Raw genomic sequence first — 23,672 nt, 5'->3', positions numbered from 1 at the left:
CTCACTTGTTTGCGTGACGCTTCTCCCACCATCGCCCTAGCCGTACACGGCGACGGGCAAAAAAACGATAGCCTGCATCCATTACTCCTCGCAGGCCTGGTAAGCAAGAAAGCCATACTAGCCACCGGTAGCCCAGTACCGCATAGAGGGCCCGGCTGGCATCCATCCCGATATACCAATTTCCCTGGCTATCTTTAACATGCAGCAGCCCCATCATGTCGTCAAATCTGCGTCCTACATCGGCTGCATTGAAATCACTGCTCTGAATATCCACTAGCGTGACACGTTCTTGATGGCGATGCTTTGCAAGCCAGGCGACTTCCACGCGGCAAAAAGGGCAGTGGCCATCGTGATATAGCGTGACAGGTGACGTTGCGTGAAGCGTAGAGAAACGGCTCATTGAGTACCCTTTGATAGATAGCCTTGTGTGTGGGAGGTCTGGCCGTAGCCTGGACTGGTGGGTAGTGAAGCAAGAAACTGTTCAGCCTGCTGACGCATCGCGTCACGCTTTTCGTCTTTCATGCGAGAGAGTGAGCCATAGATCAACTTCATGCGCGGATTGCGGTTCAGCTGTTCAGCGTTGGTTTCCAGAAAGTGCCAGTAAAGGCTGTTAAACGGACACGCCTTTGGACCTGTTACCTGTTTTGGAGAGTAGCGGCAGTGCTGGCAGTGGTCAGACATTTTGTCGATATATTTACCTGAAGCGCAGTAAGGTTTGGAGCCCATTAAGCCGCCGTCAGCGTGCAGTACCATGCCTAAGGTGTTGGGCAGCTCTACCCATTCGCAGGCATCGGCATACACCGCTAGATACCAGTCACAGAGTGCTTCAGGCTTAACACCGCACAGTAGGGCAAAGTTGCCGGTTACCATCAAACGCTGAATATGGTGGGCGTAGCTGTTATCGATGGTCATTTGAATGGCGCGCTGTAAACAGCGCATATCGGTATTGCCATCCCAGTAAAATGCTGGCAATTCTCGCTCAAAGCCAAGCCGATTCTCTCGCTTGTAAGTCGGCATTTGTGTCCAATAAAGCCCTCGAACATACTCTCGCCAACCCAGTATTTGACGAATGAATCCTTCGACTGCATTGATAGGCGCATGACCTGTTAGGTAGCGCTGCTCAGCGGCTTCACAGACTTCATGAGGTGTAAGCAGGCCGATATTGAGCGCCGCCGATAGTCTGGAGTGAAAAAGGAACGGTTCTTTATCGCTAATCGCATCTTGGTAGCGCCCAAAGTCGGCCAACCCATGGTCAAGGAAGTGGTTTAAATCCACCAGCGCCTGTCGGCGGGTGACGGGGAGGTTGAAGTTATCCAGGGATCCCATGTGTTCGCTAAAATGCTGCTTGGCATCATTGAGCGCTTCCTGGGTCAGTGCATCTTGGCGATGGGTGGGAGGCGATGGAAAGCTGAGCGTTGCTTGAATCGGCTCACGGTTGTCGTGATCAAAGTTCCATTTTCCTCCAGCAGGTGTATCGCCCTCCATCAGTAGCCCAGTTCGTTTGCGCTGCTCCCGATAGAAATACTCCAGACGCAGCTGTTTACGTCCTTTAGCCCAGTTGGCAAAGTCATCAGGCGAGCTGAAAAAGCGATCATCTTCGATCACTTTCCAGGGTAGGGCGGCTGCTTGGCGCTGTTGCATGGCATCCCAAAGTCGCCATTCACCAGGTCTTGCTACACGCACTTCATGGCAACCGTACTGAGTGGCAATACGTTCAGCTTCCGTGATGAGTGACTGGGTATTGTCAGCATCATCAATGCGGCTGTAGTGAACGTTGTAGCCTTTATCGCGCAGCGCTTGAGCAAAGTGCCGCATGGCGGCCATAAACAAGCCGACTTTATGTATATGGTGAGGCACATAGCGCGCTTCTTCGGCGACCTCGCAAAGAGCGATGACTGCGTCAGTTGGCGCATTGCGCAGGGTTGCCAATGAAAGCGAAAGCTGATCACCAAGGACTAACAGTAAAGGCTTCGACATGAGTTGGCCTGCAGTTATACAAATAATGTTGATAGTATAACTTTATGCCGCAACTTTGCCGAAAAGTGTTAAGATTTTGCCAACTATTTAAAGTATCCGAGGAGTTAGCGACATGGTCGATAGCGTTGTGAAAGATCAGCCGGGAGAAGGGCGCTTGGTCCATGCGCCAAGTGATCATCCTGCCGTTCCCCCTGCAAAAGTCGGCGTGGTGTTGGCTAACTTGGGCACCCCGGACGCAACCGACTATTGGTCTATGCGGCGCTACCTTAGTGAGTTTTTGTCCGATAAGCGTGTTGTTGATTACGCTAATTGGAAGTGGCAGCCGCTTTTACAACTAATTATTTTGACCAAACGTCCTTTTTCTTCTGGTAACGCTTATAAAAGTATTTGGAACAACGAGAAGAACGAGAGTCCGTTGTTAACGACGACGCGTGCCCAAACTGAAAAAATGGCTGCACGTTTGAAAGCGCTCTACGGCGATAGCGTCGAAGTTGATTTCTGTATGCGCTATGGCAATCCGTCGACTGAAAGTGTTCTCAACCGCATGAAAGAGAAGGGGTGTGAGCGGATTGTTTTCTTCCCGCTTTATCCCCAGTACGGCTCGCCTACGACCGCAACGGCAAATGATCAGGCATTTCGTACGTTGATGAAAATGAAATGGCAGCCCTATATTCGTACGGTGCCCGCTTATTTTGAGCATCCCGCCTATATTCAGGCGCTGGCGAATTCAGTTCAGGAAGCTTATGAAGGTTTTGAAACGCGTCCGACGAAACTGGTAGCAAGCTACCACGGCGTCCCCGAACGTTACTTATTAGAAGGTGACCCCTACCATTGCCAATGTCAGAAAACGACGCGTTTGATGCGTGAAAAACTGGGGCTAAGCAAAGAGGAAGTAGACACCGCCTTTCAGTCTCAGTTTGGCCCAGAAAAGTGGGTTGGCCCGCAAACCGTCGATCATGTGGCTGAACTTGCCAAGCAAGGGCACAAGCATATTGCGATTATGTCGCCTGCTTTCTCTTCCGATTGTGTTGAAACGCTGGAAGAGATCAAAGAAGAGATTCACGATAGCTTTATGGAAGCAGGAGGGGAGACGTTTAGTTATATTCCTTGCCTGAATGATCGAGACGATCACATTGATGCCCTGCTAGCGGTTGTTAACAACGAGTTGGCGGGGTGGTTGTCCGCTTCTTAATAGCGCGTTTTGTCAAAAGCCGCCAAAGTGAACTGCACCCCAAAAGTGCTCAACTAAGGCGGCTTTTTTTATGGGTGACTAGTTTTATAGAAACGTAATCAACCTTGGTATAAGGTTTGTGCATTAATAATCACATTTATTCAACGCTTAGGGCCGTTTTGGTCTTGCTACTGCCTTGGGGTTAACTGACACGTTCTTATAGGGAGAAACCACCGGATGCAATTCGCTGTATTAATGGGCTTTGTGCTGGCAGCGTCGTCGCCTATGCTCAACCGCTGGTTTGGAGAACGGACGAGCCTCGTACTGGCGCTGTTTCCTGCCTTAATGGCTATCTGGCTGTTCAGTCAGGCACCTATTGTTATGAGTGAAGGGTCACTTCTGTTGGAGTGGTCTTGGGTGCCATCCTTAGGCATTAGCCTGAGCTTCCTGCTTGATGGGCTGTCACTGTTATTTGGGCTGTTGATTACCGTTATCGGCACTTTCGTGTTGATCTATGCTGGTGGTTATCTCAAAGGCCATACGGATATTGCACGCTTTCATTTAGCGCTTGTTGCGTTTATGGCCTCTATGTTGGGGCTAGTGCTTGCCGATGGATTGCTTACGCTTTTCGTATTCTGGGAACTTACCAGCATCACCTCTTATTTGCTGATTGGCTTTAACCATACCGATATGGAGGCAAGAAAATCCGCACGTCAGGGGCTTTTTGTAACGGTTGCCGGTGGTTTGGCGCTGATGGCAGGTCTGGTGCTGTTAGGGGGGGCAAGCGGAAGCTGGTCGTTTTATGAGATTGGCCAAATGGAAAGCGATCTGCGTGAACATTCGCTTTATACCCCGATGCTCATTTGCTTGCTGCTGGGGGCATTCACAAAATCAGCCCAGTTTCCTTTTCATTTTTGGTTACCCAGCGCCATGGCGGCGCCAACGCCAGTGTCGGCATACCTCCACTCGGCCACCATGGTCAAAGCGGGTATTTACTTGCTGGCGCGCTTACACCCTGAATTGGGTGGCACAGCGCTATGGATCGGAATACTGTCGGTCGTCGGTGCGATTACCATGCTGACAGGCGCCTTCTTAGCGATTCATCACACCAATATTAAAAAGCTGTTGGCTTATTCCACCATTATGGCGCTTGGCACGCTAACTATGTTGCTGGGCATTGGTTCTGAGTACGCCATGACGGCATTTGTAACGTTCTTGCTTGCCCACTCAATGTACAAAGGGGCACTGTTTATGGTCGCCGGTATTCTGGACCATGAGACAGGCACCAAAGATGTCACCGCAATGGGCGGCTTGAGGTCTGCCATGCCAATCACTGCGGTGATTGCTTTTGTCGCGGCACTGTCGTTGGCAGGCGTGCCACCGCTATTTGGCTTCATTGGTAAAGAGCTAATGCTAGAGGCAGCGCTGGGGGCGGAGCGCTTCGATATGTTGTTAGTCCTGTTTGCTTTCCTGGCCGCTATTTTGACGATTGCAGTGGCTGCCATTATCGCCTTCCGCCCCTTCTATGGTCGGCAAATTGAAACACCCAAAACACCCCATGAAGCGCCTGTTAGTATGTTGATTGGGCCCGCTGTATTGGCGCTTGGTTCACTTGTGTTAGGGCTGGCGCCAGCCATGCTTGGTGCTGATGCGCTGCTTACGTCAGCGGCGACAGCGGTGGTAGGTGAGCCGCTGCAAGTGTCATTATCGCTTTGGTATGGCATCAATATGGCGCTGATCATGTCGATTGCCAGTCTTGGGCTAGGCTTTTTACTGTTTAAGCGCTGGGATGGTGTGCGTAGCAAGCTGGCAATGCTGGCACCAGCGATGCGGCATGGCCCCGAAGCGGGTTACGAAGGTTTAATGAACGGTATTGTGCGCTTTTCTGAATGGCAAACACGCCTGCTGCAAAACGGCTATATGCGCAACTATATTCTCGTCATGCTGGTGGTGCTGATTGCCTTGATTGGCAACTCAATACTTGTGCGCCATGCGCCTCAACTGGCGCTGACGCTGGACGTGCGCTTCCATGAGGTAATTGTCGCTGGCACCATGGTGATGGGGGCTTTGTTTGCCACTATTTCTCGTTCACGCCTTGGTGCTGTGGTATCGGTCGGCATTATGGGGTTCTCGATTGCGCTGATTTTTATTCTCTTTAGTGCACCTGATTTAGGCATTACCCAACTGTTGGTTGAGACCATGACCGTTATCTTGTTGGTCTTAGTGCTCTTCAGGCTGCCGCGTTTTTCAAACCTTTCCACAACCTTGGAGCGTATTCGTGACGGCGCAGTGGCCGCAATGATGGGAATATTGATTTTTCTACTGATTATGACCGCTTGGAGTATTAATCAGTTTGAGCCTATTTCAATGTACATGGTAGAGAACAGTGCGCCCCTGGCTTATGGTCGCAACATCGTTAACGTCATTTTGGTGGACTATCGAGCACTCGACACGTTAGGCGAGATGTTTGTGCTTGCACTTGCCGCTATAGGGGTTATCGCCATGCTTAAACTGCGCCACGGCGAAAATGAAAGCAAATCAGTAGAAGGCGAAAACGGCGAGAAAGCCAGTGTTAAGGAGCCGTACGATGGTTAAATCCGGCACCATTATTCTCAACACTGCGGCGCGGTTTTTGATGCCGCTACAACTGATGTTTTCAATTTTCCTATTGCTGCGTGGGCACGATGAGCCCGGTGGTGGATTTATTGCTGGGCTAGTAGCAGCAGGGGCTTTCACTCTCTATCTGTTTGCCTTTGGTGTCAGTGCCACCAAAGAGGTGCTGCGTATGGTCGACCCACGCGACTTAATTGGGGCAGGGCTATTGTTGGGGATGATTTCGGTGGTGCCTGCTTGGTTCATGGGCCAGCCGTTTTTAACCGCTCAGTGGTGGACTATCCCCGTGATCGATTTTAAAGCATCTACACCGCTCATTTTCGATGTAGGGGTGTACTTTGCCGTTCTTGGCTCGGTGATGGGCATGGTGATGGCGCTGATGGAGGTGGATAAGGATGAACCCTAATGCATCAGGAGGCTCCGTATGGAACCGCTAATGGCACTAGCAATTGGGCTACTCTACGCTGCCGCAATCTTTATGATGTTACGTCGCTCTATTGTGAAATTGGTGATTGGTCTACTGCTGCTGTCGAACGCTGCTAATTTGCTGATTTTCACTACCGCAGGCATGACGCGCGGCGCCCCACCATTAATACCGGAAGGTATGCTACAGCCGTTAGGTGAAGTAGCCGACCCGCTGCCTCAAGCTGTTGTATTGACGGCGATTGTCATTGCATTTGGGGTGCTGGCATTTGCTGTTGTGTTAATTCGCCGCGCCTACGAAATTGTAAAAGCAGATGATCTGGACAAAATGAAGGATACCGACACGTGAGGCCTGAAGTTGCACTGCCCGTCCTATTGCCACTGCTTTCTGGCGCACTTTCATTACTTTTTTGGCGTTCTCGACCCGTTCAACGTTTCATTGCGGTAGCAGGTAATGTCGCGCTGCTACTGGTGAGTGTATGGCTGTTTGTCGCCGTGCTAGCTGATGGTTACATCACTATGCAGATGGGCAGCTGGCCAGCTCCGTTTGGGATTACGCTCATTGCCGATATGTTGAGTGCCGTTATGATTTTAATGACGGGGATCATTGGTTTGGCAATGGGGATTTATTCGCTGGCCACCACAGGGCGGGGGCATGAAAAATTTGGCTATTACCCGCTGATGCATTTGTTGTTAGCAGGTGTGGCAGGGGCCTTTTTAACCGGTGATATCTTCAATTTATATGTTTGGTTTGAGGTTATGCTGGTTGCTTCGTTTGCGCTATTGATTCTGGGCGGTGAACGGGCGCAGATGGAAGGCGCAATTAAATACGTCACGTTGAACCTGTTGGCTTCGGTGATTTTTTTAACGGCTGTGGGGCTATTGTATGGCACGGTAGGCACGCTAAACATGGCCGACATTGCGCTGCGTATGGACGAGGCTGAGCACAGCGGAATGGTCGAAGTGCTTGCCGTTATGTTTATGGTAGCTTTTGGTATTAAAGCAGCCGCTTTTCCGCTCTTTTTCTGGCTGCCTGCTTCTTATCACACGCCGCCAGTAGCGGTATCGGCGTTGTTTGCTGGTCTGCTGACAAAGGTGGGGGTGTATTCGTTGTTCCGCGTGTTCACTCTTATTTTTGACCAAACGATGGGGTATCTGCAGGACATTATGCTTTGGGGCGCTGTGTTGACGATGGTTACAGGCGTGCTTGGCGCTGCCGCTCAGTATGAGTTCCGACGGATCCTCTCATTTCACATTGTGAGCCAGATTGGCTACATGATCCTTGGTTTGGCGCTGTATACACCGCTGGCGATTGCAGGCGGTGTATTTGCTATCGTGCATAACATTATTGTTAAAACGAACCTGTTCCTAATCAGCGGTATTACCCACCGTTTGCAAGGCACTTATCAGCTTAAGAAGATGGGTGGGCTTTACCGAGAACGCCCTTGGTTAGCCGTGGCGTTTTTTATCTCAGCATTTTCGCTGGCGGGCATTCCTCCACTATCAGGTTTCTTTGCCAAGTTTGTGCTGGTTCGTGCTGGCCTAGAGGCGGAGGCGTATGTAGCAACAGGTTTTGCGTTGGCAGTAGGGCTCATGACACTTTATTCCATGGTGAAAATTTGGAATGACGTGTTTTGGAAAGCGTTGCCAGAAGAAAATAAAGTGCCCGCCTCACAAACCTCCGTCGGTGATGATGGTCGATTACTAAAACCAAGCCTGTGGATGATGTATACACCCGTCGCTGTGCTGGCCATGATGTCATTGTTAATCGGTGTTTTCGCAGAAGCTATCATGCAGGTGATGATGCTTATTGGTGATCAGCTAATGTCCCCATCAGGTTATATTGAAGCTGTGCTGGGAGTCTCTGCTAGTGCTGAAGATGCGCTGCTTGACCGGGGTGAGTTGCAGGCGGAGATTATAGGTGACCGTGCGGAGGGTGCCCCATGACTGGTGCGATTTGGAACCTTCTGCTCGGGTTAGCCTGGGTACTACTAAGTGGCGATTTTTCCGGACTTAATCTGCTGGTCGGAATGATTTTTGGCTATATTGCGTTGCTGTTAATCGAACCTCAAGTCGACGCGTTAAAAGGCTACCCCGCTCGTGTGCCACGAATTATTGGTTTTATTGGTTTTTTTATTAAGGAGTTGGTGCGGGCAAATCTGCGCGTCGCCTTCGATATATTGACCCCTCCCTGGCACATGAAGCCCGGTGTTATTGCGCTGCCTCTCTCGGCGCGCACGGAAATGGAAATTACTATCGTCGCTAACCTGATTTCGCTAACGCCTGGCACGTTGAGCCTTGATGTCTCTGACGATCGAAAGGTGCTCTATATTCACGCGATGTTTTTAGATGATGAAGAAGAGCTTCGAAATAACTTAAAAGAGATGGAGCACCGTGCATTGGAGTTATTTCGTTAATGGATACCGTTATTCTGATAAGCCAGATAATTATGGGGCTGACGCTTGTACTTACTTTCGTACGTGTCGTTCGTGGCCCTAGTTTACCTGATCGTGTTGTTGCGCTTGAATTGTTTTCCACTACCGTGGTGGGGCTGGTGGGTGTTTATGCTATTCAATCGGGTGTGGCGAGTTTCCTAGATGCGGCAATCGTGATCGCTCTGATGGGTTTTTTAGCCGCGATTGGGTTTGCACGCTTTCTGGAACGTGGAGGACCGCGAGATGATTGAATTTATCAAAGGCGCGCTATTGATAACGGGGTCAAGCTTTATGTTGCTGGCGGCTATCGGTTTGTTGCGGCTGCCGGATCTGCTGACCCGCATGCACGCGACCACTAAGGCTGCAGCGCTTGGCGTTATTTTAATTATGCTGGCATCGGCCATGCATTTTGCCGAAGTTGGTGTGGTTGCGCGCTCGTTCGCGATTATTGTGTTTATTTTAATAACGGCACCGATTGCTGCCCATGTGATTGGCAGGGCTGGTTACTTTGTTGGCTCGCGCCTCTGGAGCGGTACCGTTAAGGATGAGCTGAGACCCAATTATGACCCGCTTACTCATGAGCTTAAAAGTGGCCTAGAAACCCATGAAAATGCCAAACGGCATCCTCGCGCCACAGACCCTGATTGACCAGGACTTGCGGTGCTTTATCTCGTATCACACTCTTTTTCATAGTTATTAATTGCTGCTCCAGTACCTGTTCGAAAAGCCATCCAGCCAGGATGGCTTTTTTTATTTGCAGTGCTTTGGGGAAAAGTTGCAGAGATAAGCGTGAAAAAAATCGGGTAAACATTAGGAAAGGGGGCTCAGGAAAAAACATGACGTTAAAAACACGCATGTTTATCTATGTACAATAGTTATACCGTGAAGGATAATGTGTCTATGTTTTTGATGCGTGCCGTGTAAGTGTTAGGCAGCGAGATGGAGTGTATGCGACGTAAGCAGGATTTACCGCAAAAATACTGTGTGCAATGCCAGCGTCCTTTTACTTGGCGGAAAAAGTGGGCGCGTTGCTGGGATGAAGTGCGCCATTGCAGTGAACGCTGCCGTCGCGAAGCTAAGCAGTCCAACGCACCAAGGAGGCAAATGCATGAGCAGCACAACTGATATTGTATGGCTTCAGGATAATTTGCGGATAGCTGATAATCCCTTGTTGAATTTTGACTCCCCTCCTGAGCAGATGCTTTGTCTCTATGTGCTAGACCAGAGATGGTTTGAAAGTTCGATTGCAGGTGATGCTTCTCCCAGGCTGGGGCCTGCTCGGATACGCTTTTTATGGCAAAGTTTGATGGAGTTACGTGGTGAGCTGCTGCAGCGTGGCAGTGATTTGCTAGTCCGCATCGGTGATCCTGCCAGCATCGTGCTAGAGACTGCTGCCATGCTTGGTGCAAGAGAAGTACGTGTGGCAGCGCATTCTGGGTATGAAGAGTCACAGCATATTGCGCGGGTCGCTGACCAGCTCCCGCCGGCCTGTCAGTTATTTTGTGCTGATAGCGGTTATTTAATTGACGAAGACGAGCTTCCCTTTGCATTGAATGAGTTGCCGCCCAGCTTTTCGGCATTTCGGCGACGTGTTGAAAAGCATTGTACGTTTTTAGCGCCCTTGCCAGCGCCAGTGACACTACCACCCTGGCCAGAATCTGCTCCCCGAGGGTTTCCCCCGCTCAAGGCAGTATGCGAAGAGAGTGCTGTCTGGCAGCCTGATAATCGCCAGGGCTTTGTATTTGTGGGAGGTGAGTCGGCGGCTAGTGATCGTTTACAACAGTATCTCTGGCGGCAAAACGGCGCGGAATCTTACAAGAAAACTCGCAATGGCTTATTGGGGGCTAATTTTTCCACACGTTTTTCACCGTGGCTGGCGCGAGGTTGTTTATCCGCTCGCCAAGCGTACCAAGAAGTAAAAAACTGGGAGGCCGTTCACGGAAGCTGTGAATCAAGTTATTGGATTATTTTTGAATTAATGTGGCGAGATTATTTCCATCGAGCGGCTCAACTGGAAGGTGCTGCATTATTTGGTCATGAAGAGTTACCGCCCGCTAACAGTGCTTTTGATGCGTGGCGCAACGCTACAACCGGCGTGCCATTTATAGACGCTGCCATGCTAGAACTGAAAGTTACCGGGTGGATATCTAATCGAGCACGCCAAAATGTCGCCAGTTTTCTAGTGAAAGATCTAAACGTCGATTGGCGCCTTGGTGCATCGTGGTTTGAGCGCTGCCTGATTGATTACGATGTGGCGAGTAACTGGGGCAACTGGCGTTATATTGCCGGTGTTGGTCGTGATCCCCGCCAAGACCGTTACTTTAATGTGCTGAAGCAAGCAGGGCATTATGATCCAAACGGGCTTTACGTTGCCTATTGGCTGCCTGAGCTGGATTCGCTTCCGTTAGGAATGGAGCGACACCAACCCTGGCGAGTAGCGTCTTCTAAGTTTGATGCACCTTGCGTAGAGCCCGCTGAGTGGGAGCGTTGGCTAGTGGCTAAAACAGAGCTTCAAGAAACGGATGAGTAAGATTTCACTCAAACACGGACGATAGAGCCCAAAAGATAGGTTGTGCAATATGAGTGAGATAAGTAGTGACCGCCGCGTTGCTTGGTTTCTAGGCCTTGCGGGTTTAGTACCCTTTATTGCTGGAGGGCTCCTAGCCTGGTGGGCACCTCCTGTATGGCAGGTAACGGCGGTATACGCGTTTAGCTATTACAGTGCAGTTATTCTGTCTTTTTTGGGTGGCGTTCATTGGGGGAGTGCTCTTCAAGTGCCTCGCCCAGGTAATACCCGACGTTTGATCATTGCAATGGTGCCCAGCTTAATCGCTTGGCCTGCGTTAATGTTCAACGTCATGACTGGGCTATGGGTATTACTGGCAGGATTTGTTCTAATCGGTGGCTATGATCTCAGTCGTGATGGCCGAGAAGGATTTCCACGTTGGTATCTTAAGCTTCGTTGTGTACTGACTGGCGTCGTGGTGGTGTTTCATCTGATTGTTTTGCTGCGGCTAGGTAGGTAGGGCTAGTATCTAAGCTATTTCTGAGCCATTATCGGACGCACGCCAAGGATTGCCAAGAGATTAATGCTATGTCTTTGAAAGTTAAAGGTTCAGTGAGTATTCGCCCTGCATTGTATTTATCGTTTGCACTCGCAGCAGGCAGTGGGGCATTAAGCACAAATGCAGTCGCTAATCAGCAACTGATGAGCGAGGTGGATGCACAGGCGGCAGAACAAGTTAGCTATGCCAACTTTAACCAGTGGTTGGCTGATTTTCGTCGCTATGCTGCTCAGCAGGGTATCAGTGAGGCAACCCTTGCCTCTGCTTTCGATGGTCTTCGCTATCGTGAACGCGTCATTGAGCTTGATCAGTATCAGCCAGAGTTTGTTCGTCCCATTTGGCAATACCTAGATACAGCGGTTTCCAGCACACGGATTAATAACGGTCTAGAGAAGCTTGCGGCTCACCGCGATACCGCGCAACAAATGCAGCAACGTTATGGTGTTCCCGCGGAAGTCATCGTCGCTATTTGGGGTATCGAAAGTAACTACGGCAGTAATTTTGGCGATTTCTCGACACTTGAGTCACTGGCAACACTTGCCTACGACGGTCGTCGGCGTGATTTCGCACGAGGTGAGCTGTTAGCTGCGTTACGTATTATCGACCAAGGTGATATTGCTGCCGATCAAATGAAAGGCTCTTGGGCTGGTGCCATGGGGCACACGCAGTTTATACCTAGCAGTTTTGAAGCCTATGCCGTGGATGGCGACAATGACGGCCGCCGAGACATTTGGGGCAGTATTCCTGATGTTATGGCTTCTACGGCTAACTACCTTGCGAGGGCAGGGTGGCAAGCTGGTCAGCCTTGGGGCGTTGAAGTGAACTTGCCTGACTCCTTCGATTACTCACAAACGCAACGTCGTAGCAGTGCTGAATGGGCAGCACAAGGCGTTCGCGCATTGAGTGGTGAGCTGCCCGCGTTCGATAGCGCTGCGGTCATTGTCCCAGCAGGAGCAAATGGCCCAGCATTTTTAGTAGGGCCTAATTTTCGGGCAATTTTGCGCTATAACAACGCAACTAGTTATGCGTTAGCCGTGTCTACCTTGGCGGATGCTATTGCTGGGCGTGACGGCATAGCCCAGTCCTGGCCCAGAGATCAGGCACCACTGACACGTGATGATGTGCGTACCTTACAGCAACGCCTAAATAATGCTGGATATTCGGTGGGTACTGCGGACGGCATCATGGGGCCTAATACGCGTGAGGGCCTACGTGCTTTTCAGCGTGACCAAGGGCTTACGCCCGATGGTTTTGCCACTCAGGCGCTGTTAGAACGGCTGCGTTAATGTTTCGTTTCGATGAGTCTCTTTAGCGAGTCAAATGTCTCACGCTAGGCAAACTTCTCACCAAGGACGAAAGCTAATGGGAAAAACTTTTTTAGGTGTGCTGGCTGCCAGTGTAATGGTCAGTACATTGTCAGTGAGCACAGCCATCCAAGCAGAAGATAAAGTGTTTGGTTGGGTTGAAAATGCCTCAATTGAACCGTGGGGTATCGCTGTAAAAGCGAAGCTAGACAGTGGCGCGCTAACCTCTTCGTTAGACGCGCGTAATATTGAGATGTTCGAGAAAGACGGGGAGGAGTGGGTTCGCTTCCGCCTGAAGCTCGAAGATCAGGAAAGCGGTGAAACGTTTAGCGATCGAATTGAGCGTCCCCTCTATCGAGAGTTAGCGGTGCGTGGCGCAGGTGGCCGTGATGAACGTCCAGTGGTGCTAATGGATGTTTGCATGGGCAATACGGTATATGAAGAGCAGTTTAGTCTGCGAGATCGTGAAGAGATGATCTACCCACTGCTCTTGGGGCGTCGCACAATTAGCCACCTAGGGTTATTAGATGTGCGCGATACCTTCCTTCAAGACCCTGAATGTGGGGACGATGCGGCCTATGTTCCCCACGACCCAGAAGATGAGCAGTCCTGATCAGGGCTCTCTGAGCATATCAGTCTCGTTATGCTGCATACGGGGCTAATCAGCGATTAAAAAAGTCGTGATAAAAGCGCGGTCACGGCAGTTTCTACCCGTAAAATGCGAGGGCCTAGGTGCATGCCCTCGCAGCCTGCCTCAAGTAGTTTTTCAACTTCCCATGGTATAAAGCCGCCTTCCGGCCCAACGAAAAGCAGTACTTCTCCATCAATATTTCGTGGGCAGGCATTCGGCATGCCAGGGTGTGCCACCAGCCCGCGTCGATCTTTGAGTAGCTCGGACAGTTGTTCTTCTAAAAAGGGGCGAAAGCCTTTGCACAACGTCACATTAGGCAACTGTGTGTCTCGCGCTTGTTCCAGGCCAAGCACTAAGTGGTGATGAATTTTTTCTGTACGGAGTTCTGGGGACTGCCAGTAGCTTTTTTCCACCCGTTTACTGTGTAGCAGTGTAATATTTTTTACGCCAAGAGCCGTGACATGCTCTAAGGTACGTGCCAGCATTCTGGGGCGAGGAAGCGCTAATACTAAGTGTACTGGTAGGGGCGGCGGGGGAGGCTCATTCAGGTTGTCCAGCGTAAAGGTTGCCTGAGTATCGAGCAGTTCAGTTAACTGCGCTTTCCCCATCTTGCCACCCTGTAGGCCGACTGTGTAGTAGTCCCCTACACAAGCGCGGTGCACCTCGCGTAAATGGGTGATACGTCGTGTGTCAGTAAGGTAAGCATAAGCTCCCTTCACTTCGCTCGGATCAAGCAGAATAAGATTCATGATTGTCGTCTATTGGTCATAAGGAAGGCACGCCTAACGGTACTAATCCGTTAAGCTGGCTTGCATAGGCGCATGTTGCAGGCACAATAGCAGCAACGGCGACAAAGCCTCTACCGCGTTTAAGGAGATGCGCTGTGCGCGTAATTCGCAAATATGCCAACCGTAGGTTGTACGATACTCAACAAAGTCGTTACGTGACGCTTGAGGATCTGCGGCGTTTGATTATTGAAGAAGAACCCTTCCGCGTCGAGGATGCAAAAAGCGGTGAAGACCTGACGCGGACCATTTTGCTGTCGATCATTATCGAGCAAGAGCAGGCTGATAGTGAAGCCGAAGTTTTCTCAAATGACCTGCTGGCTCAGTTGATCCGTGTGTACGATATGTCATCGCCTTTACCGCTAGCACGTTATTTAGAGCAGGGCACCCAGCTCATGCTGGAGCAACAAAAGCGGATGCAGAGTCAGTGGCAACAAGCGATACGCCACTCTCCTATGGAGTTCATGCGTGAGCTGGCCGAAGAAAATATGCGTTTTTGGCAAAAAACGCTTAATCAGCCTAATCAAACAGACGATGACGATACGCCGGATAAAAGCTCCTGACGCCGCTGGTTGAGTCGTTGTGGCATAATATGCCGATTAACGTAGTTACGCTTTCAGCTAATCTCAGCTAGGCACTCCCGTTTGAGAAGGATGATGATGAACGTTTTAATGATAGGTGGCGGTGGTCGCGAGCATGCACTGGCGTGGAAACTAGCGCAGTCTAGTGACGTCGAGCAGGTGTTTGTAGCACCAGGTAATGCAGGTACTGCCACTGAGCCTAAATTGATCAACGTAGCTATTGAAGCAACAGATTTAGACGCGTTGGTGGCGTTTGCCCAGCGCGAGCAGGTAGCGCTAACAGTCGTAGGGCCAGAAGCGCCGTTAGTTGAAGGGGTGGTTGATCGTTTTCAGGCGGCTGGCCTGACAATTTTTGGGCCTTCACAACGCGCCGCACAGTTGGAAGGCTCTAAGTCGTTTACTAAAGATTTTCTGGCACGCCACCAGATTCCTTCTGCCGCGTATCAAACCTTTACAGCGGTAGAGCCAGCCTTGGCTTACTTAGCTGAGATGGGCGCGCCTATTGTCATCAAAGCTGATGGCTTGGCGGCGGGTAAGGGTGTCATTGTAGCGATGAGTGAAGCCGAAGCTGAAGCGGCTATTCGCGATATGTTAGAGGCGAATGCATTTGGCGATGCGGGTGCGCGCGTTGTTATCGAAGAATTTCTGGAAGGCGAAGAAGCCAGCTTTATCGTCATGGTTGATGGTGAGAATGTGGTGCCGATGGCCACTAGCCAAGACCATAAGCGTGCCTATGACGGCGATACCGGCCCCAATACAGGCGGCATGGGAGCTTACTCTCCGGCGCCGGTGGTAACCCCAGAGATCGACGAGCGCATCATGGAGCAGGTTATACTTCCCACCGTGCGGGGCATGGCGGAAGAGGGGAATGCATATACCGGCTTCTTATATGCGGGCCTAATGATTGATGCTGAAGGCAACCCAAAAGTAATCGAATATAACTGCCGTTTTGGTGACCCCGAAACTCAGCCAATCATGATGCGGTTAACGTCAGATTTAGCCGCGCTTTGCTTGGCTGGCGCTAAGGGCGAGCTTGCCGATAAGCAGTGTGAGTGGGACTCCCGCGCAGCCGTGGGTGTTGTGATAGCGGCAGGTGGCTATCCCGGCAGTTACCGCAAAGGCGATGTCATTCATGGCTTGGAGCAGGCAGGCCAGGCGCAGTGCAAAGTATTCCATGCAGGCACTACTCAGGCTGCTGACGGCAGTATCGTAACCGCAGGCGGGCGAGTGCTATGCGTAACCGCATTAGGCAACACAGTATCTGCTGCTCAACAGCAAGCTTACCAAGGGGTTAAAGCGATTCACTGGGAGGGTGCTGAATTCCGCCGTGATATCGCATTCCGTGCTATCGCCCGAGAAAAATAGCGATCAGCGATGATCTCGCCGGAGCTAAACCACCACTGACAAGGAGCTAAGCATGGAGCGTGTCACGCTAGATTTCCCCACGGCAGCGATTATTCATCGGCATCCTTTAACGGTGCGCGTCACGGATATGAATTACGGTCGCCACTTGGGGCATGACGCTTTAGTATCGCTGCTACATGAAGCTCGCGTGCATGCGTTCGCTGCGCTAGGTTTGCCTGAGTGGGATATGAAAGGCTACCCGAGCATTGTTGCTGACCTAGCCGTTCAGTACCAGAGTGAGGCGCGCTGGCCAGATGCTTTGGTAATTGAAACCGCTGTCCCTGAACCACAAGGCAAAGCGTTGACGGTTTATCAGCGCATTTGTCATGCAGAAACCGATAAGGTGGTGGCAACTGCTCGGATTAACCAGCTTCTTTTAGACCTTTCTTCTGGGCGGCCTGTCAAAGTGCCTGATGAAGTTGCGCAGGCGATTGCTCGCGCGACTGCTCAGGAGAGAGGTGCTTAATGTCGCGGGAATATCCAATCATTGCCATCACGGGCTCTTCAGGCGCGGGTACTACGACGGTGCGTCGCAGCTTTGAGCGCATGTTCCTGCGTGAAGATGTGCACGCTGCCATGGTGGACGGCGATGCCTTTCACCGCTATACCCGTGATGATCTCCAGCGGATTTTTCGTGACGAGCCCGAACGCAAAGATGAGCTTTCTCACTTTGCAGTAGAAGCTAATCTGCTTGATCGGCTTGAAGGGCTTTTTGTTGAGTACGGTGAGCATGGAGCGGGTACGTTCCGTCACTACATTCATGCAGAAGATAAGCAAAAAATTGAGGCAGGTTATAGGGTAGGGACGTTCACTGAGTGGCAGTCACTGCCTTGTGGTACTGATCTGCTCTTTTACGAAGGACTGCATGGCGGCTTGGTGACACAAGAGTATGATATTGCTCGTCACGTAGATTTGTTAGTCGGCGTTGCACCGACCATGAATCTTGAATGGATTCAAAAAATTGATCGTGATACCAAGCTGCGCGGTTATTCCCAGGAAGCGGTCATCGATACCATATTAGGGCGCATGGATGATTACGTGCGCTACATTCAGCCGCAGTTCTCGCGTACCCATATTAATTTCCAGCGTGTGCCCACTGTCGATACGTCGAACCCCTTTGAGGTTCAGGATATTCCGACCGATGCAGAATCGTTTGTGGTGATTCGCTTTAGGGATCCCTCAACGGTGGATTTTCCTTGGCTATTGGCGATGATCAAAGATTCATTTATGACACGCCCGCACACGTTAGTGGTGCCTGGGGCGCGTATGTCGTTAGCGATGGAGCTGATTTTAGCGCCGCTGGTTCGCCATTTGCTGTCTCAGCGCCGTTTTCGCTAAGGCTGTTTTCGCTCGTTAGTTTTCGGCACTTACAAAAATGAAGGAGGCCGTATGGATTGCCTGTTTTGCAAAATCATAAACCGCGAAATTCCCGCAGATATCGTGTTTGAAGATGAGCATGTGCTAGCGTTCAATGACATTAGTCCTCAGGCGCCAACGCATCAGTTGATTATTCCTAAAAAGCATATTGCTACGCTTAACGATATTGCCCCTGAAGACCTAGCCTTGGTTGGGCGTTTGCAGCACACTGCCGCACAGCTGGCCAAGCAACAAGGCTTCGCGGAAGATGGATATCGTGTTGTGATGAATTGCAATGAAATGGGTGGTCAGACGGTTTACCACATCCATATGCATTTATTGGGAGGTCGGCAGTTTACTTGGCCGGCAGGCTGATAGCAGGTTCTGTTTATTTTATAGCCCAACAAAAGTAAAAAGCCCCTGTGCGTTTTAGCGTACAAGGGGCTTTTTACGTACTAGCGGTATAGCAACAAATCGTTAGGCGTCGATGCGCTTATACTTCATCCGCTTAGGTGTGTCGTTACCCACGCGCTTCTTGTGGTCTTCTTCATATTCGGTGTAGTTACCATCGAAGAAGACGACTTCAGAATCGCCTTCAAAGGCGAGGATGTGCGTAGCGATACGGTCTAAGAACCAACGATCGTGAGAGATCACCATCGCGCAGCCTGGGAACGCCAGCAGCGCTTCTTCCAGGGCGCGTAGGGTCTCGATGTCCAGATCGTTTGAAGGTTCATCTAACAGCAGTACGTTCGCGCCTTGTTTGAGCGTTTGGGCAAGCTGAAGGCGGCCGCGTTCACCACCAGAAAGCTCATCTAGACGCTTCTGCTGATCGTTGCCCTTAAAGTTAAAGCGGCCAACGTAGGCGCGCGAAGAAACTTCGTAGCCGTTAATGTTGAGAATATCCTGTCCGTCAGAGACGGCTTCCCAAACAGTTTGCTTGTCGTCTAGTGCGTCACGCAACTGCTCAACGTAGGCAATATCGACAGTCTCACCAATCACTACTTCGCCAGCATCCGGCTGTTCTTGGCCGGTGACTAGCTTGAACAGTGTCGATTTACCGGCCCCGTTACCACCTACAATCCCGACAATCGCCCCTTGAGGGATGGTAAAAGAGAGATCCTGGTAGAGCAGTTTGTCATCAAACCGCTTGGTCACGTTATGGAACTCGATGACCTTATCACCCAGGCGCGGGCCAGGCGGAATATAGATCTCATTTGTTTCATTACGCTTTTGAAAGTCGCCAGACTGCATCTCTTCAAAGCGATTAAGGCGTGCCTTACTCTTCGCTTGGCGTCCTTTAGTGTTGCTGCGCACCCACTCAAGCTCTTGCTTGATAGCTTTCTGGCGCGATACTTCCTGTTTGGCTTCTTGGTTCAGGCGCTGCTCTTTCTGCTCCAGCCACTGAGAGTAGTTGCCTTCAAAAGGAATGCCCTGGCCGCGGTCAAGTTCCAGAATCCATCCGGCAACGTTGTCCAGGAAGTAACGGTCGTGGGTGATGGCCACGACAGTGCCGTTATAGTCGTGCAAGAAGCGCTCTAACCAAGCAACGGATTCAGCATCCAAGTGGTTGGTAGGCTCGTCAAGTAAGAGCATGTCGGGGCTGGAAAGCAGCAGGCGGCACAGTGCTACACGGCGGCGCTCGCCCCCAGAAAGATTGCCTACTTTGGCATCCCAAGGTGGCAGGCGCAGCGCTTCAGCTGCAACTTCCAGCTTACGCTCAAGGTTATGCGCATCGGCGGCTTCGATAATATTTTCAAGGCGTGCTTGTTCGCTCGCTAGGGCATCAAAATCTGCATCAGGCTCAGCATACGCAGCATACACCGCATCTAGTTTTTCCTGTGCTTCTTTAATGGCGCCTAACGCCTCTTCTACCGTATCGCGGACGTTCTTTTCGTCATCAAGCTGTGGCTCCTGGGGAAGGTAGCCCACATTAATACCAGGCATCGGACGAGCTTCACCTTCAAACTCTTTATCGACACCGGCCATAATGCGTAGCAGTGTGGATTTACCGGAACCGTTCAAGCCAAGTACGCCAATTTTGGCGCCAGGGAAGAACGATAGCGAAATATCCTTGAGAATTTGCTTTTTGGGCGGCACAACTTTGCCAACCCGGTTCATGGTGAATACGTATTGCGCCATGGAAATCCGTTAGGTTGTTGGAGAAAAGAGTCGCAGCTGTGTGCTGGCGTAGGGCTAAGATGATAGTGCTCCGCGCGGGCAAAGGCCAGAAGCACAGAAGATAAGTCGTTTTGATACGTTGATCAGCAGCCTAGTGAAGGCTCCGTGCGCGACAATTACGGTGAGTAACTAGACATCGTAACTAAGCTGCCAATCAATGAAAGTGATTGAGGCGATCAGGTTATTCCTCTTCATCCCAATCATCTTCAATAGCGCGCTGCAAACGGCGCTCTTCAAGCCATGCTTCTACTTGGCGGCGGGCGCGAAGCGTATCTGCTTTGCTGGGTTTGCTTTTGCCGTAATGGTCATCGTTCACAGCGTCTAAGTTATCGAACTCATCGGCATCGATTGCATCACTGGTATAAGATTCACGATTTAAGGGGTCACGGCTCATGGTATGCCCTCCAACCCAAGCCGGCGCACCGGCATCACAACGGCTTCTTCTTTCAATCGATAGATGAAACAAGAAGCGCCTAGCGCTTTTATGCGCTTAGCCGCTATATACCGCCACTTAGGTTGAAGTTCAAGCCCCTGAGGCTACTTTATTGTCGTTTTTATTTATTCTGTCAGTTCTTGGCGCTTCTGAAGGGCGGCCAATGCTTGCTGTGCTTCTACGCGCTCCGTCACGTCTTTCTGTACGCCGATGTAGTACATCAAGTTATCAGCTTCGTCAAAAACGGGTGTAATGGAGAGCTCGTTCCAGAACATGGTGCCGTCTTTGCGATAATTGCGCAGTACTTCACGAGAAGGGCGACCCTCTTTCAGCGCTTCTCGGATAGAGGTCAGTGCATCTTGGTCACGGTCTTCGTTTTGCAAAAAACGGCAGTCGCGATAAAGAATTTCATCTGCACTGTAGCCGGTGAGGCGTTCGAAGCCTTGGTTGACGTAAATGAGAATGTTTTCATCGCCTTCTTGCTCTGCAACGACGATGCCATCCTCGGAAGCGTCAATAATGCGTTCGAGTAACTCAGGGCTGATCAAAGGAGATCGTTTCATCAATGGGTTCCTGTTGCTGCTCTCGTTCTTCCGAAGCTATGCGCTGTCCATCAACGCGGAGCTAAGCGGCATTTCATATTGCTCAATAAAGGTAGAATAGCAAAAACCCAGCTAATCACCGCTAATTACCTACCATCATGGCGAGCGTTGTGTTGCATTGCAATCGGCAGCGCTATTCTGCCTCAGGTAATTGTTGGGCTGATAACATGGCACCGAATGCTGTCCCAGCGAGTATTAACAACAGCGGAGCGCTACCAAGCCACTGAGCCAACCCACCGATTATCCCGCCTACCACCAGCATCAACACCCCAGTCAAGGTGTTAGATAGTGCCACATATAGCGCGCGATTCTCCTGGGTAGCAATGTCGACTAAGTAGGTTTTACGGCCTAGTCGTACGCCGTGATGAACGATAACTAGAAAGGCGTAAATAATCGCATAAGGCCAAACGCTTTCACTCCACTGGCTGGGGAGCCATGCCAGGCTTGCGCCCAGCAGACAGCAAATGGCAGTGCCGATGGCTGCATCTCTCATCACACGGCGACTCGATTGGTCTGCTCGCTTTCCCCATACAGGGCTTGCCACCATCGCTGCAATGCCTGATACCACTACCAGCAGGCCAAGGCCACCTAAGTTAGTACCGCTTTGTTGTTGGCCGAGTAGGGCTAAGTAGGGGAGTGCCAGTGCGCTGGAGAGGAGTAGAGCACGAGCCAGATTGAAGTTTAGAAAATTGCGATCTTCTTTGAGTAAAGAAAACCCTAGCTTAATGCTGTCCCATGCATTTTCCCCGCCTTCCACAGCGCCGGGCACTTCCGCTATGCGCGCCGCACTCACGGCATTTAGTAGCCATCCTGCGGCGGCAACAACCAGTAAAATAGCGAGTGCTACGTTGCCGAGTTGATCACTAAACCACATCAGAACGCCGCCAGCTACCAGGGTTGCGGCGCCTGCTACGCTGCCACTCCACCCCATTAAGGTTCCACGGCGTCGCTTAGCGATGGTTTTACCCAACACATCTTTCGTTGCTATGGATGAGAGTCCTCTGGCCAGCGATAGCAACACTAGTGCTCCTAGCACCATCGCACCCCCTAAAGATCCGCTGCCCACGAGTGCTAGCAGTGCTAACGCTAATGCCGCCAATGCCTGTATCAACGCGCCTGCTACCCATGCCCACTTACGCGTTGGTTTTAAGCGAATAAAGCCAGCCACAAACAGCTGTGGTAACAGGGCGCCTGCTTCGCGTATAGGTACCAGTAGACCAACCATCCATACCGGAGCACCAATAATGCCCATTAACCAAGGCAATACCAAGCGGGCGCTGGAGAGCTCGTCAGCGAGTTTATTGCCTAACGAGGCGCAAAGATGCAGAAAAAAGTTATGCGGTTGCTCATGGCATGCCTCATCGGGAATGTCATCGCACATTCGGCTGTCATCATCACCTGTTAGCCACTCGTACACTCGGGTTTGAGAAACATGTTGCTTGTTCATTACGTTTCCTTGGCAGTTGCTAATGTAAGGTGACAGAATGAAAAACAAGGATGCCACATTAAAACGTTTAGGAACCTCTGTATGTCACGCATTCAAATACGTTACTGCACGCAGTGCCAGTGGTTGTTGCGCAGTGCTTGGTATGCCCAAGAGCTGCTTTCAACCTTTGGCGAAAGTCTTGCAGAGGTTGCATTGTCTCCCTCCCATGGTGGCACCTTTGAGATATGGTGCGACGAGGCGTTGCTATGGGAAAGAAAACGCGATGGTGGCTTTCCAGATATCAAGGTCCTAAAGCAACGCGTGCGGGATAAGATCGAGCCAGTCCGGGATTTGGGGCATATCGACCGATGAATCAAGATCGTCAAGCGATACTGTATGGTCTTGGAGCGGTGGCGCTATGGTCGACAGTTGCTACGGCTTTTAAGGTCGCTCTTGCCTGGATGAGTCCGCTAGAATTGATGTGGCTCGCGGCCCTTGTATCTTGGGCGTTTATGTTTGTGTTGGTAGTAAAGCAAGGGCATTTAACAGAAGCCCTTCGCTATGGTTGGCGAACCGCTGCATGGGCTGGGTTGATGAATCCTGTTGCCTACTATCTAGTGCTGTTTGCTGCTTACGATAGGCTGCCTGGGCAAGAGGCAATGGCGCTCAATTATACCTGGGCGCTGGCAATGGCGCTTCTGGCGGTACCGATCTTAGGGCAACGGCTCACGCGTATGGATGTGGTTGCGGGGCTTATTGCCTACGCGGGTGTCTGGGTGATAGCAACCCGCGGTAATGTTTTCAATGTTGATTTCGCAGACCCTCTTGGTGTCGTGTTTGCACTTGTGTCGACGCTGTTATGGGCTCTCTACTGGTTACTCAACGCGCGGGATCAAAGAGCGCCTTTAGTCGCACAATGGCAGAACTTCAGCGTCGGCTTGCCTGTTTTAACGCTGCTATTGATTGTGGGGCCGGGGTTCAGTTGGCATGGCTGGCAAGCCTTAGGCGCGGGTGTCTACGTCGGTCTTTTCGAAATGGGAGTCGCTTTTATTCTTTGGCAGATGGCGGTGCGCAAGGTCTCGCGTACGGCCAAGGTGTCTAATCTGATCTTTCTATCCCCCCCCGTTTCGCTGCTGCTGCTCTACCTGGTTGTCAATGAGCCATTGTTGGCATCCACGTTGGTAGGATTGATGCTGATCCTTTCAGGGCTGGCGCTGCAGCAGCTGCAATCTTCGAAAGCCTAGCTCTTAGGGCTTGGTGCTTAAAGTCCAGTTCTTAAAACCTGGTT

Annotated in this window: 27 protein-coding genes; 20 read left to right on the top strand and 7 right to left on the bottom strand. The window is 51.0% G+C overall.

Translation table 11 applies throughout. The features are described 5' to 3' along the window. Position 1: 1 nt before the first annotated feature. Together J4377_RS12365 and J4377_RS12360 are read right to left on the bottom strand one after the other, a co-directional pair. Positions 2–400, bottom strand: coding sequence for a thiol-disulfide oxidoreductase DCC family protein (locus J4377_RS12365; protein WP_038476959.1), 399 nt, complete (start codon positions 398–400; stop codon positions 2–4). Further along, positions 397–1,977 (bottom strand): cryptochrome/photolyase family protein, encoded by a 1,581-nt coding sequence (locus J4377_RS12360; protein WP_038476956.1) that lies wholly within the window; start codon positions 1,975–1,977, stop codon positions 397–399. Before J4377_RS12360 ends, J4377_RS12365 begins: the two co-directional genes overlap by 4 nt. Before the next feature lie 112 nt (positions 1,978–2,089). On the opposite strand from J4377_RS12360, the gene hemH reads away from it, so the two are divergent. The 13 genes from hemH (at position 2,090) to J4377_RS12295 (ending at position 13,601) form a co-directional block, all read left to right on the top strand. After that, positions 2,090–3,169 (top strand): ferrochelatase, encoded by a 1,080-nt coding sequence (gene hemH / locus J4377_RS12355; RefSeq protein ID WP_038476953.1) that lies wholly within the window; start codon positions 2,090–2,092, stop codon positions 3,167–3,169. A gap of 216 nt (positions 3,170–3,385) precedes the next feature. Next, on the top strand, positions 3,386–5,743 hold the full coding sequence (locus J4377_RS12350) for a putative monovalent cation/H+ antiporter subunit A (RefSeq protein ID WP_253485783.1): 2,358 nt from the start codon (positions 3,386–3,388) through the stop codon (positions 5,741–5,743). Continuing rightward, positions 5,736–6,167, top strand: a complete 432-nt coding sequence (locus J4377_RS12345) for a Na+/H+ antiporter subunit B (RefSeq protein WP_038476947.1) — start codon at positions 5,736–5,738, stop codon at positions 6,165–6,167. The genes J4377_RS12350 and J4377_RS12345 overlap by 8 nt, the downstream gene beginning before the upstream one ends. Positions 6,168–6,185: 18 nt before the next feature. Then, on the top strand, positions 6,186–6,533 hold the full coding sequence (locus J4377_RS12340) for a Na+/H+ antiporter subunit C (RefSeq protein ID WP_009721692.1): 348 nt from the start codon (positions 6,186–6,188) through the stop codon (positions 6,531–6,533). After that, positions 6,530–8,131 (top strand): Na+/H+ antiporter subunit D, encoded by a 1,602-nt coding sequence (locus tag J4377_RS12335; protein WP_253485781.1) that lies wholly within the window; start codon positions 6,530–6,532, stop codon positions 8,129–8,131. The genes J4377_RS12340 and J4377_RS12335 overlap by 4 nt, the downstream gene beginning before the upstream one ends. After that, positions 8,128–8,601 (top strand): Na+/H+ antiporter subunit E, encoded by a 474-nt coding sequence (locus tag J4377_RS12330; RefSeq protein WP_038476938.1) that lies wholly within the window; start codon positions 8,128–8,130, stop codon positions 8,599–8,601. Before J4377_RS12335 ends, J4377_RS12330 begins: the two co-directional genes overlap by 4 nt. Beyond that, a complete protein-coding gene (locus tag J4377_RS12325; protein WP_120386609.1) occupies positions 8,601–8,870 on the top strand; it encodes a monovalent cation/H+ antiporter complex subunit F in 270 nt (89 codons plus the stop codon). The genes J4377_RS12330 and J4377_RS12325 overlap by 1 nt, the downstream gene beginning before the upstream one ends. Beyond that, on the top strand, positions 8,863–9,267 hold the full coding sequence (mnhG, locus tag J4377_RS12320) for a monovalent cation/H(+) antiporter subunit G (protein WP_038476932.1): 405 nt from the start codon (positions 8,863–8,865) through the stop codon (positions 9,265–9,267). Before J4377_RS12325 ends, mnhG begins: the two co-directional genes overlap by 8 nt. Before the next feature lie 291 nt (positions 9,268–9,558). Beyond that, entirely contained in the window at positions 9,559–9,744 is a 186-nt protein-coding gene (locus J4377_RS12315; RefSeq protein ID WP_319618649.1) for a DUF2256 domain-containing protein, read from the top strand. Further along, positions 9,728–11,149 carry a DASH family cryptochrome gene (locus J4377_RS12310; protein ID WP_120386611.1) on the top strand — a complete coding sequence of 474 codons (1,422 nt, stop codon included), beginning with the start codon at positions 9,728–9,730 and terminating at the stop codon, positions 11,147–11,149. Before J4377_RS12315 ends, J4377_RS12310 begins: the two co-directional genes overlap by 17 nt. Before the next feature lie 49 nt (positions 11,150–11,198). Next, on the top strand, positions 11,199–11,645 hold the full coding sequence (locus J4377_RS12305; protein WP_083006341.1) for a DUF3429 domain-containing protein: 447 nt from the start codon (positions 11,199–11,201) through the stop codon (positions 11,643–11,645). Positions 11,646–11,713: 68 nt separating this feature from the next. After that, positions 11,714–12,970, top strand: coding sequence for a lytic murein transglycosylase (locus J4377_RS12300; protein ID WP_253485779.1), 1,257 nt, complete (start codon positions 11,714–11,716; stop codon positions 12,968–12,970). A gap of 76 nt (positions 12,971–13,046) precedes the next feature. Further along, a complete protein-coding gene (locus J4377_RS12295; RefSeq protein WP_038476921.1) occupies positions 13,047–13,601 on the top strand; it encodes an ATP-dependent zinc protease in 555 nt (184 codons plus the stop codon). A 56-nt stretch (positions 13,602–13,657) separates the two neighbouring features. Here J4377_RS12295 and J4377_RS12290 read toward each other — a convergent pair whose 3' ends face one another. Further along, positions 13,658–14,368: a 16S rRNA (uracil(1498)-N(3))-methyltransferase gene (locus tag J4377_RS12290; protein ID WP_095603810.1), complete on the bottom strand. Its 711-nt coding sequence runs from the start codon at positions 14,366–14,368 to the stop codon at positions 13,658–13,660. Positions 14,369–14,502: 134 nt separating this feature from the next. Between J4377_RS12290 and phaR the strand changes: the two genes are divergently transcribed. The 5 genes from phaR to J4377_RS12265 all read left to right on the top strand — a co-directional run bounded on the left by phaR (position 14,503) and on the right by J4377_RS12265 (position 18,120). Then, a complete protein-coding gene (gene phaR, locus J4377_RS12285) occupies positions 14,503–14,967 on the top strand; it encodes a polyhydroxyalkanoate synthesis repressor PhaR (RefSeq protein ID WP_038476915.1) in 465 nt (154 codons plus the stop codon). Positions 14,968–15,063: 96 nt separating this feature from the next. Continuing rightward, entirely contained in the window at positions 15,064–16,350 is a 1,287-nt protein-coding gene (gene purD, locus J4377_RS12280) for a phosphoribosylamine--glycine ligase (RefSeq protein WP_120386612.1), read from the top strand. 52 nt (positions 16,351–16,402) lie between these two features. Beyond that, positions 16,403–16,855, top strand: coding sequence for a thioesterase family protein (locus J4377_RS12275; protein WP_038476909.1), 453 nt, complete (start codon positions 16,403–16,405; stop codon positions 16,853–16,855). Beyond that, positions 16,855–17,727 carry a phosphoribulokinase gene (locus tag J4377_RS12270; protein ID WP_038476906.1) on the top strand — a complete coding sequence of 291 codons (873 nt, stop codon included), beginning with the start codon at positions 16,855–16,857 and terminating at the stop codon, positions 17,725–17,727. The genes J4377_RS12275 and J4377_RS12270 overlap by 1 nt, the downstream gene beginning before the upstream one ends. A gap of 51 nt (positions 17,728–17,778) precedes the next feature. Beyond that, positions 17,779–18,120, top strand: coding sequence for a histidine triad nucleotide-binding protein (locus tag J4377_RS12265; RefSeq protein WP_038476902.1), 342 nt, complete (start codon positions 17,779–17,781; stop codon positions 18,118–18,120). Positions 18,121–18,222: 102 nt separating this feature from the next. On the opposite strand, the gene ettA is transcribed toward J4377_RS12265, so the two are convergent. The 4 genes from ettA to J4377_RS12245 form a co-directional block, all read right to left on the bottom strand. Beyond that, positions 18,223–19,884, bottom strand: coding sequence for an energy-dependent translational throttle protein EttA (gene ettA, locus J4377_RS12260; RefSeq protein WP_038476899.1), 1,662 nt, complete (start codon positions 19,882–19,884; stop codon positions 18,223–18,225). Positions 19,885–20,104: 220 nt separating this feature from the next. Beyond that, on the bottom strand, positions 20,105–20,317 hold the full coding sequence (locus J4377_RS12255; RefSeq protein ID WP_038476896.1) for a PA3496 family putative envelope integrity protein: 213 nt from the start codon (positions 20,315–20,317) through the stop codon (positions 20,105–20,107). Between the two features lie 164 nt (positions 20,318–20,481). Next, positions 20,482–20,919, bottom strand: coding sequence for a PAS domain S-box protein (locus tag J4377_RS12250; protein ID WP_038476893.1), 438 nt, complete (start codon positions 20,917–20,919; stop codon positions 20,482–20,484). A 172-nt stretch (positions 20,920–21,091) separates the two neighbouring features. Beyond that, positions 21,092–22,405 carry an MFS transporter gene (locus J4377_RS12245; RefSeq protein WP_253485777.1) on the bottom strand — a complete coding sequence of 438 codons (1,314 nt, stop codon included), beginning with the start codon at positions 22,403–22,405 and terminating at the stop codon, positions 21,092–21,094. A gap of 81 nt (positions 22,406–22,486) precedes the next feature. On the opposite strand from J4377_RS12245, the gene J4377_RS12240 reads away from it, so the two are divergent. Both J4377_RS12240 and J4377_RS12235 read left to right on the top strand, forming a co-directional pair. Further along, on the top strand, positions 22,487–22,756 hold the full coding sequence (locus tag J4377_RS12240) for a SelT/SelW/SelH family protein (RefSeq protein WP_120386614.1): 270 nt from the start codon (positions 22,487–22,489) through the stop codon (positions 22,754–22,756). Next, complete coding sequence (locus J4377_RS12235; protein ID WP_038476884.1) at positions 22,753–23,628, top strand: DMT family transporter; 876 nt, start codon at positions 22,753–22,755, stop codon at positions 23,626–23,628. Before J4377_RS12240 ends, J4377_RS12235 begins: the two co-directional genes overlap by 4 nt. Positions 23,629–23,672: the final 44 nt, after the last annotated feature.

This window comes from Halomonas sp. XH26, from assembly GCF_024138895.1.
Taxonomy (GTDB): Bacteria; Pseudomonadota; Gammaproteobacteria; order Pseudomonadales; family Halomonadaceae; genus Vreelandella; species Vreelandella alkaliphila.
The sequence above is the reverse complement of the archived record's forward strand: the minus strand, read 5'-3'. Positions and strand labels throughout refer to the sequence as shown.

What these genes read in the sequence shown, in the direction of transcription:
- J4377_RS12365 (WP_038476959.1), bottom strand. Translation starts at nt 400, where the DNA reads ATGAGCCGTTTCTCTACGCTTCACGCAACGTCACCTGTCACGCTATAT.
- J4377_RS12360 (WP_038476956.1), bottom strand. Translation starts at nt 1,977, where the DNA reads ATGTCGAAGCCTTTACTGTTAGTCCTTGGTGATCAGCTTTCGCTTTCA.
- hemH (WP_038476953.1), top strand. Translation starts at nt 2,090, where the DNA reads ATGGTCGATAGCGTTGTGAAAGATCAGCCGGGAGAAGGGCGCTTGGTC.
- J4377_RS12350 (WP_253485783.1), top strand. Translation starts at nt 3,386, where the DNA reads ATGCAATTCGCTGTATTAATGGGCTTTGTGCTGGCAGCGTCGTCGCCT.
- J4377_RS12345 (WP_038476947.1), top strand. Translation starts at nt 5,736, where the DNA reads ATGGTTAAATCCGGCACCATTATTCTCAACACTGCGGCGCGGTTTTTG.
- J4377_RS12340 (WP_009721692.1), top strand. Translation starts at nt 6,186, where the DNA reads ATGGAACCGCTAATGGCACTAGCAATTGGGCTACTCTACGCTGCCGCA.
- J4377_RS12330 (WP_038476938.1), top strand. Translation starts at nt 8,128, where the DNA reads ATGACTGGTGCGATTTGGAACCTTCTGCTCGGGTTAGCCTGGGTACTA.
- J4377_RS12325 (WP_120386609.1), top strand. Translation starts at nt 8,601, where the DNA reads ATGGATACCGTTATTCTGATAAGCCAGATAATTATGGGGCTGACGCTT.
- mnhG (WP_038476932.1), top strand. Translation starts at nt 8,863, where the DNA reads ATGATTGAATTTATCAAAGGCGCGCTATTGATAACGGGGTCAAGCTTT.
- J4377_RS12315 (WP_319618649.1), top strand. Translation starts at nt 9,559, where the DNA reads ATGGAGTGTATGCGACGTAAGCAGGATTTACCGCAAAAATACTGTGTG.
- J4377_RS12310 (WP_120386611.1), top strand. Translation starts at nt 9,728, where the DNA reads ATGAGCAGCACAACTGATATTGTATGGCTTCAGGATAATTTGCGGATA.
- J4377_RS12305 (WP_083006341.1), top strand. Translation starts at nt 11,199, where the DNA reads ATGAGTGAGATAAGTAGTGACCGCCGCGTTGCTTGGTTTCTAGGCCTT.
- J4377_RS12300 (WP_253485779.1), top strand. Translation starts at nt 11,714, where the DNA reads ATGTCTTTGAAAGTTAAAGGTTCAGTGAGTATTCGCCCTGCATTGTAT.
- J4377_RS12295 (WP_038476921.1), top strand. Translation starts at nt 13,047, where the DNA reads ATGGGAAAAACTTTTTTAGGTGTGCTGGCTGCCAGTGTAATGGTCAGT.
- J4377_RS12290 (WP_095603810.1), bottom strand. Translation starts at nt 14,368, where the DNA reads ATGAATCTTATTCTGCTTGATCCGAGCGAAGTGAAGGGAGCTTATGCT.
- purD (WP_120386612.1), top strand. Translation starts at nt 15,064, where the DNA reads ATGAACGTTTTAATGATAGGTGGCGGTGGTCGCGAGCATGCACTGGCG.
- J4377_RS12275 (WP_038476909.1), top strand. Translation starts at nt 16,403, where the DNA reads ATGGAGCGTGTCACGCTAGATTTCCCCACGGCAGCGATTATTCATCGG.
- J4377_RS12270 (WP_038476906.1), top strand. Translation starts at nt 16,855, where the DNA reads ATGTCGCGGGAATATCCAATCATTGCCATCACGGGCTCTTCAGGCGCG.
- J4377_RS12265 (WP_038476902.1), top strand. Translation starts at nt 17,779, where the DNA reads ATGGATTGCCTGTTTTGCAAAATCATAAACCGCGAAATTCCCGCAGAT.
- ettA (WP_038476899.1), bottom strand. Translation starts at nt 19,884, where the DNA reads ATGGCGCAATACGTATTCACCATGAACCGGGTTGGCAAAGTTGTGCCG.
- J4377_RS12255 (WP_038476896.1), bottom strand. Translation starts at nt 20,317, where the DNA reads ATGAGCCGTGACCCCTTAAATCGTGAATCTTATACCAGTGATGCAATC.
- J4377_RS12250 (WP_038476893.1), bottom strand. Translation starts at nt 20,919, where the DNA reads ATGAAACGATCTCCTTTGATCAGCCCTGAGTTACTCGAACGCATTATT.
- J4377_RS12245 (WP_253485777.1), bottom strand. Translation starts at nt 22,405, where the DNA reads ATGAACAAGCAACATGTTTCTCAAACCCGAGTGTACGAGTGGCTAACA.
- J4377_RS12240 (WP_120386614.1), top strand. Translation starts at nt 22,487, where the DNA reads ATGTCACGCATTCAAATACGTTACTGCACGCAGTGCCAGTGGTTGTTG.
- J4377_RS12235 (WP_038476884.1), top strand. Translation starts at nt 22,753, where the DNA reads ATGAATCAAGATCGTCAAGCGATACTGTATGGTCTTGGAGCGGTGGCG.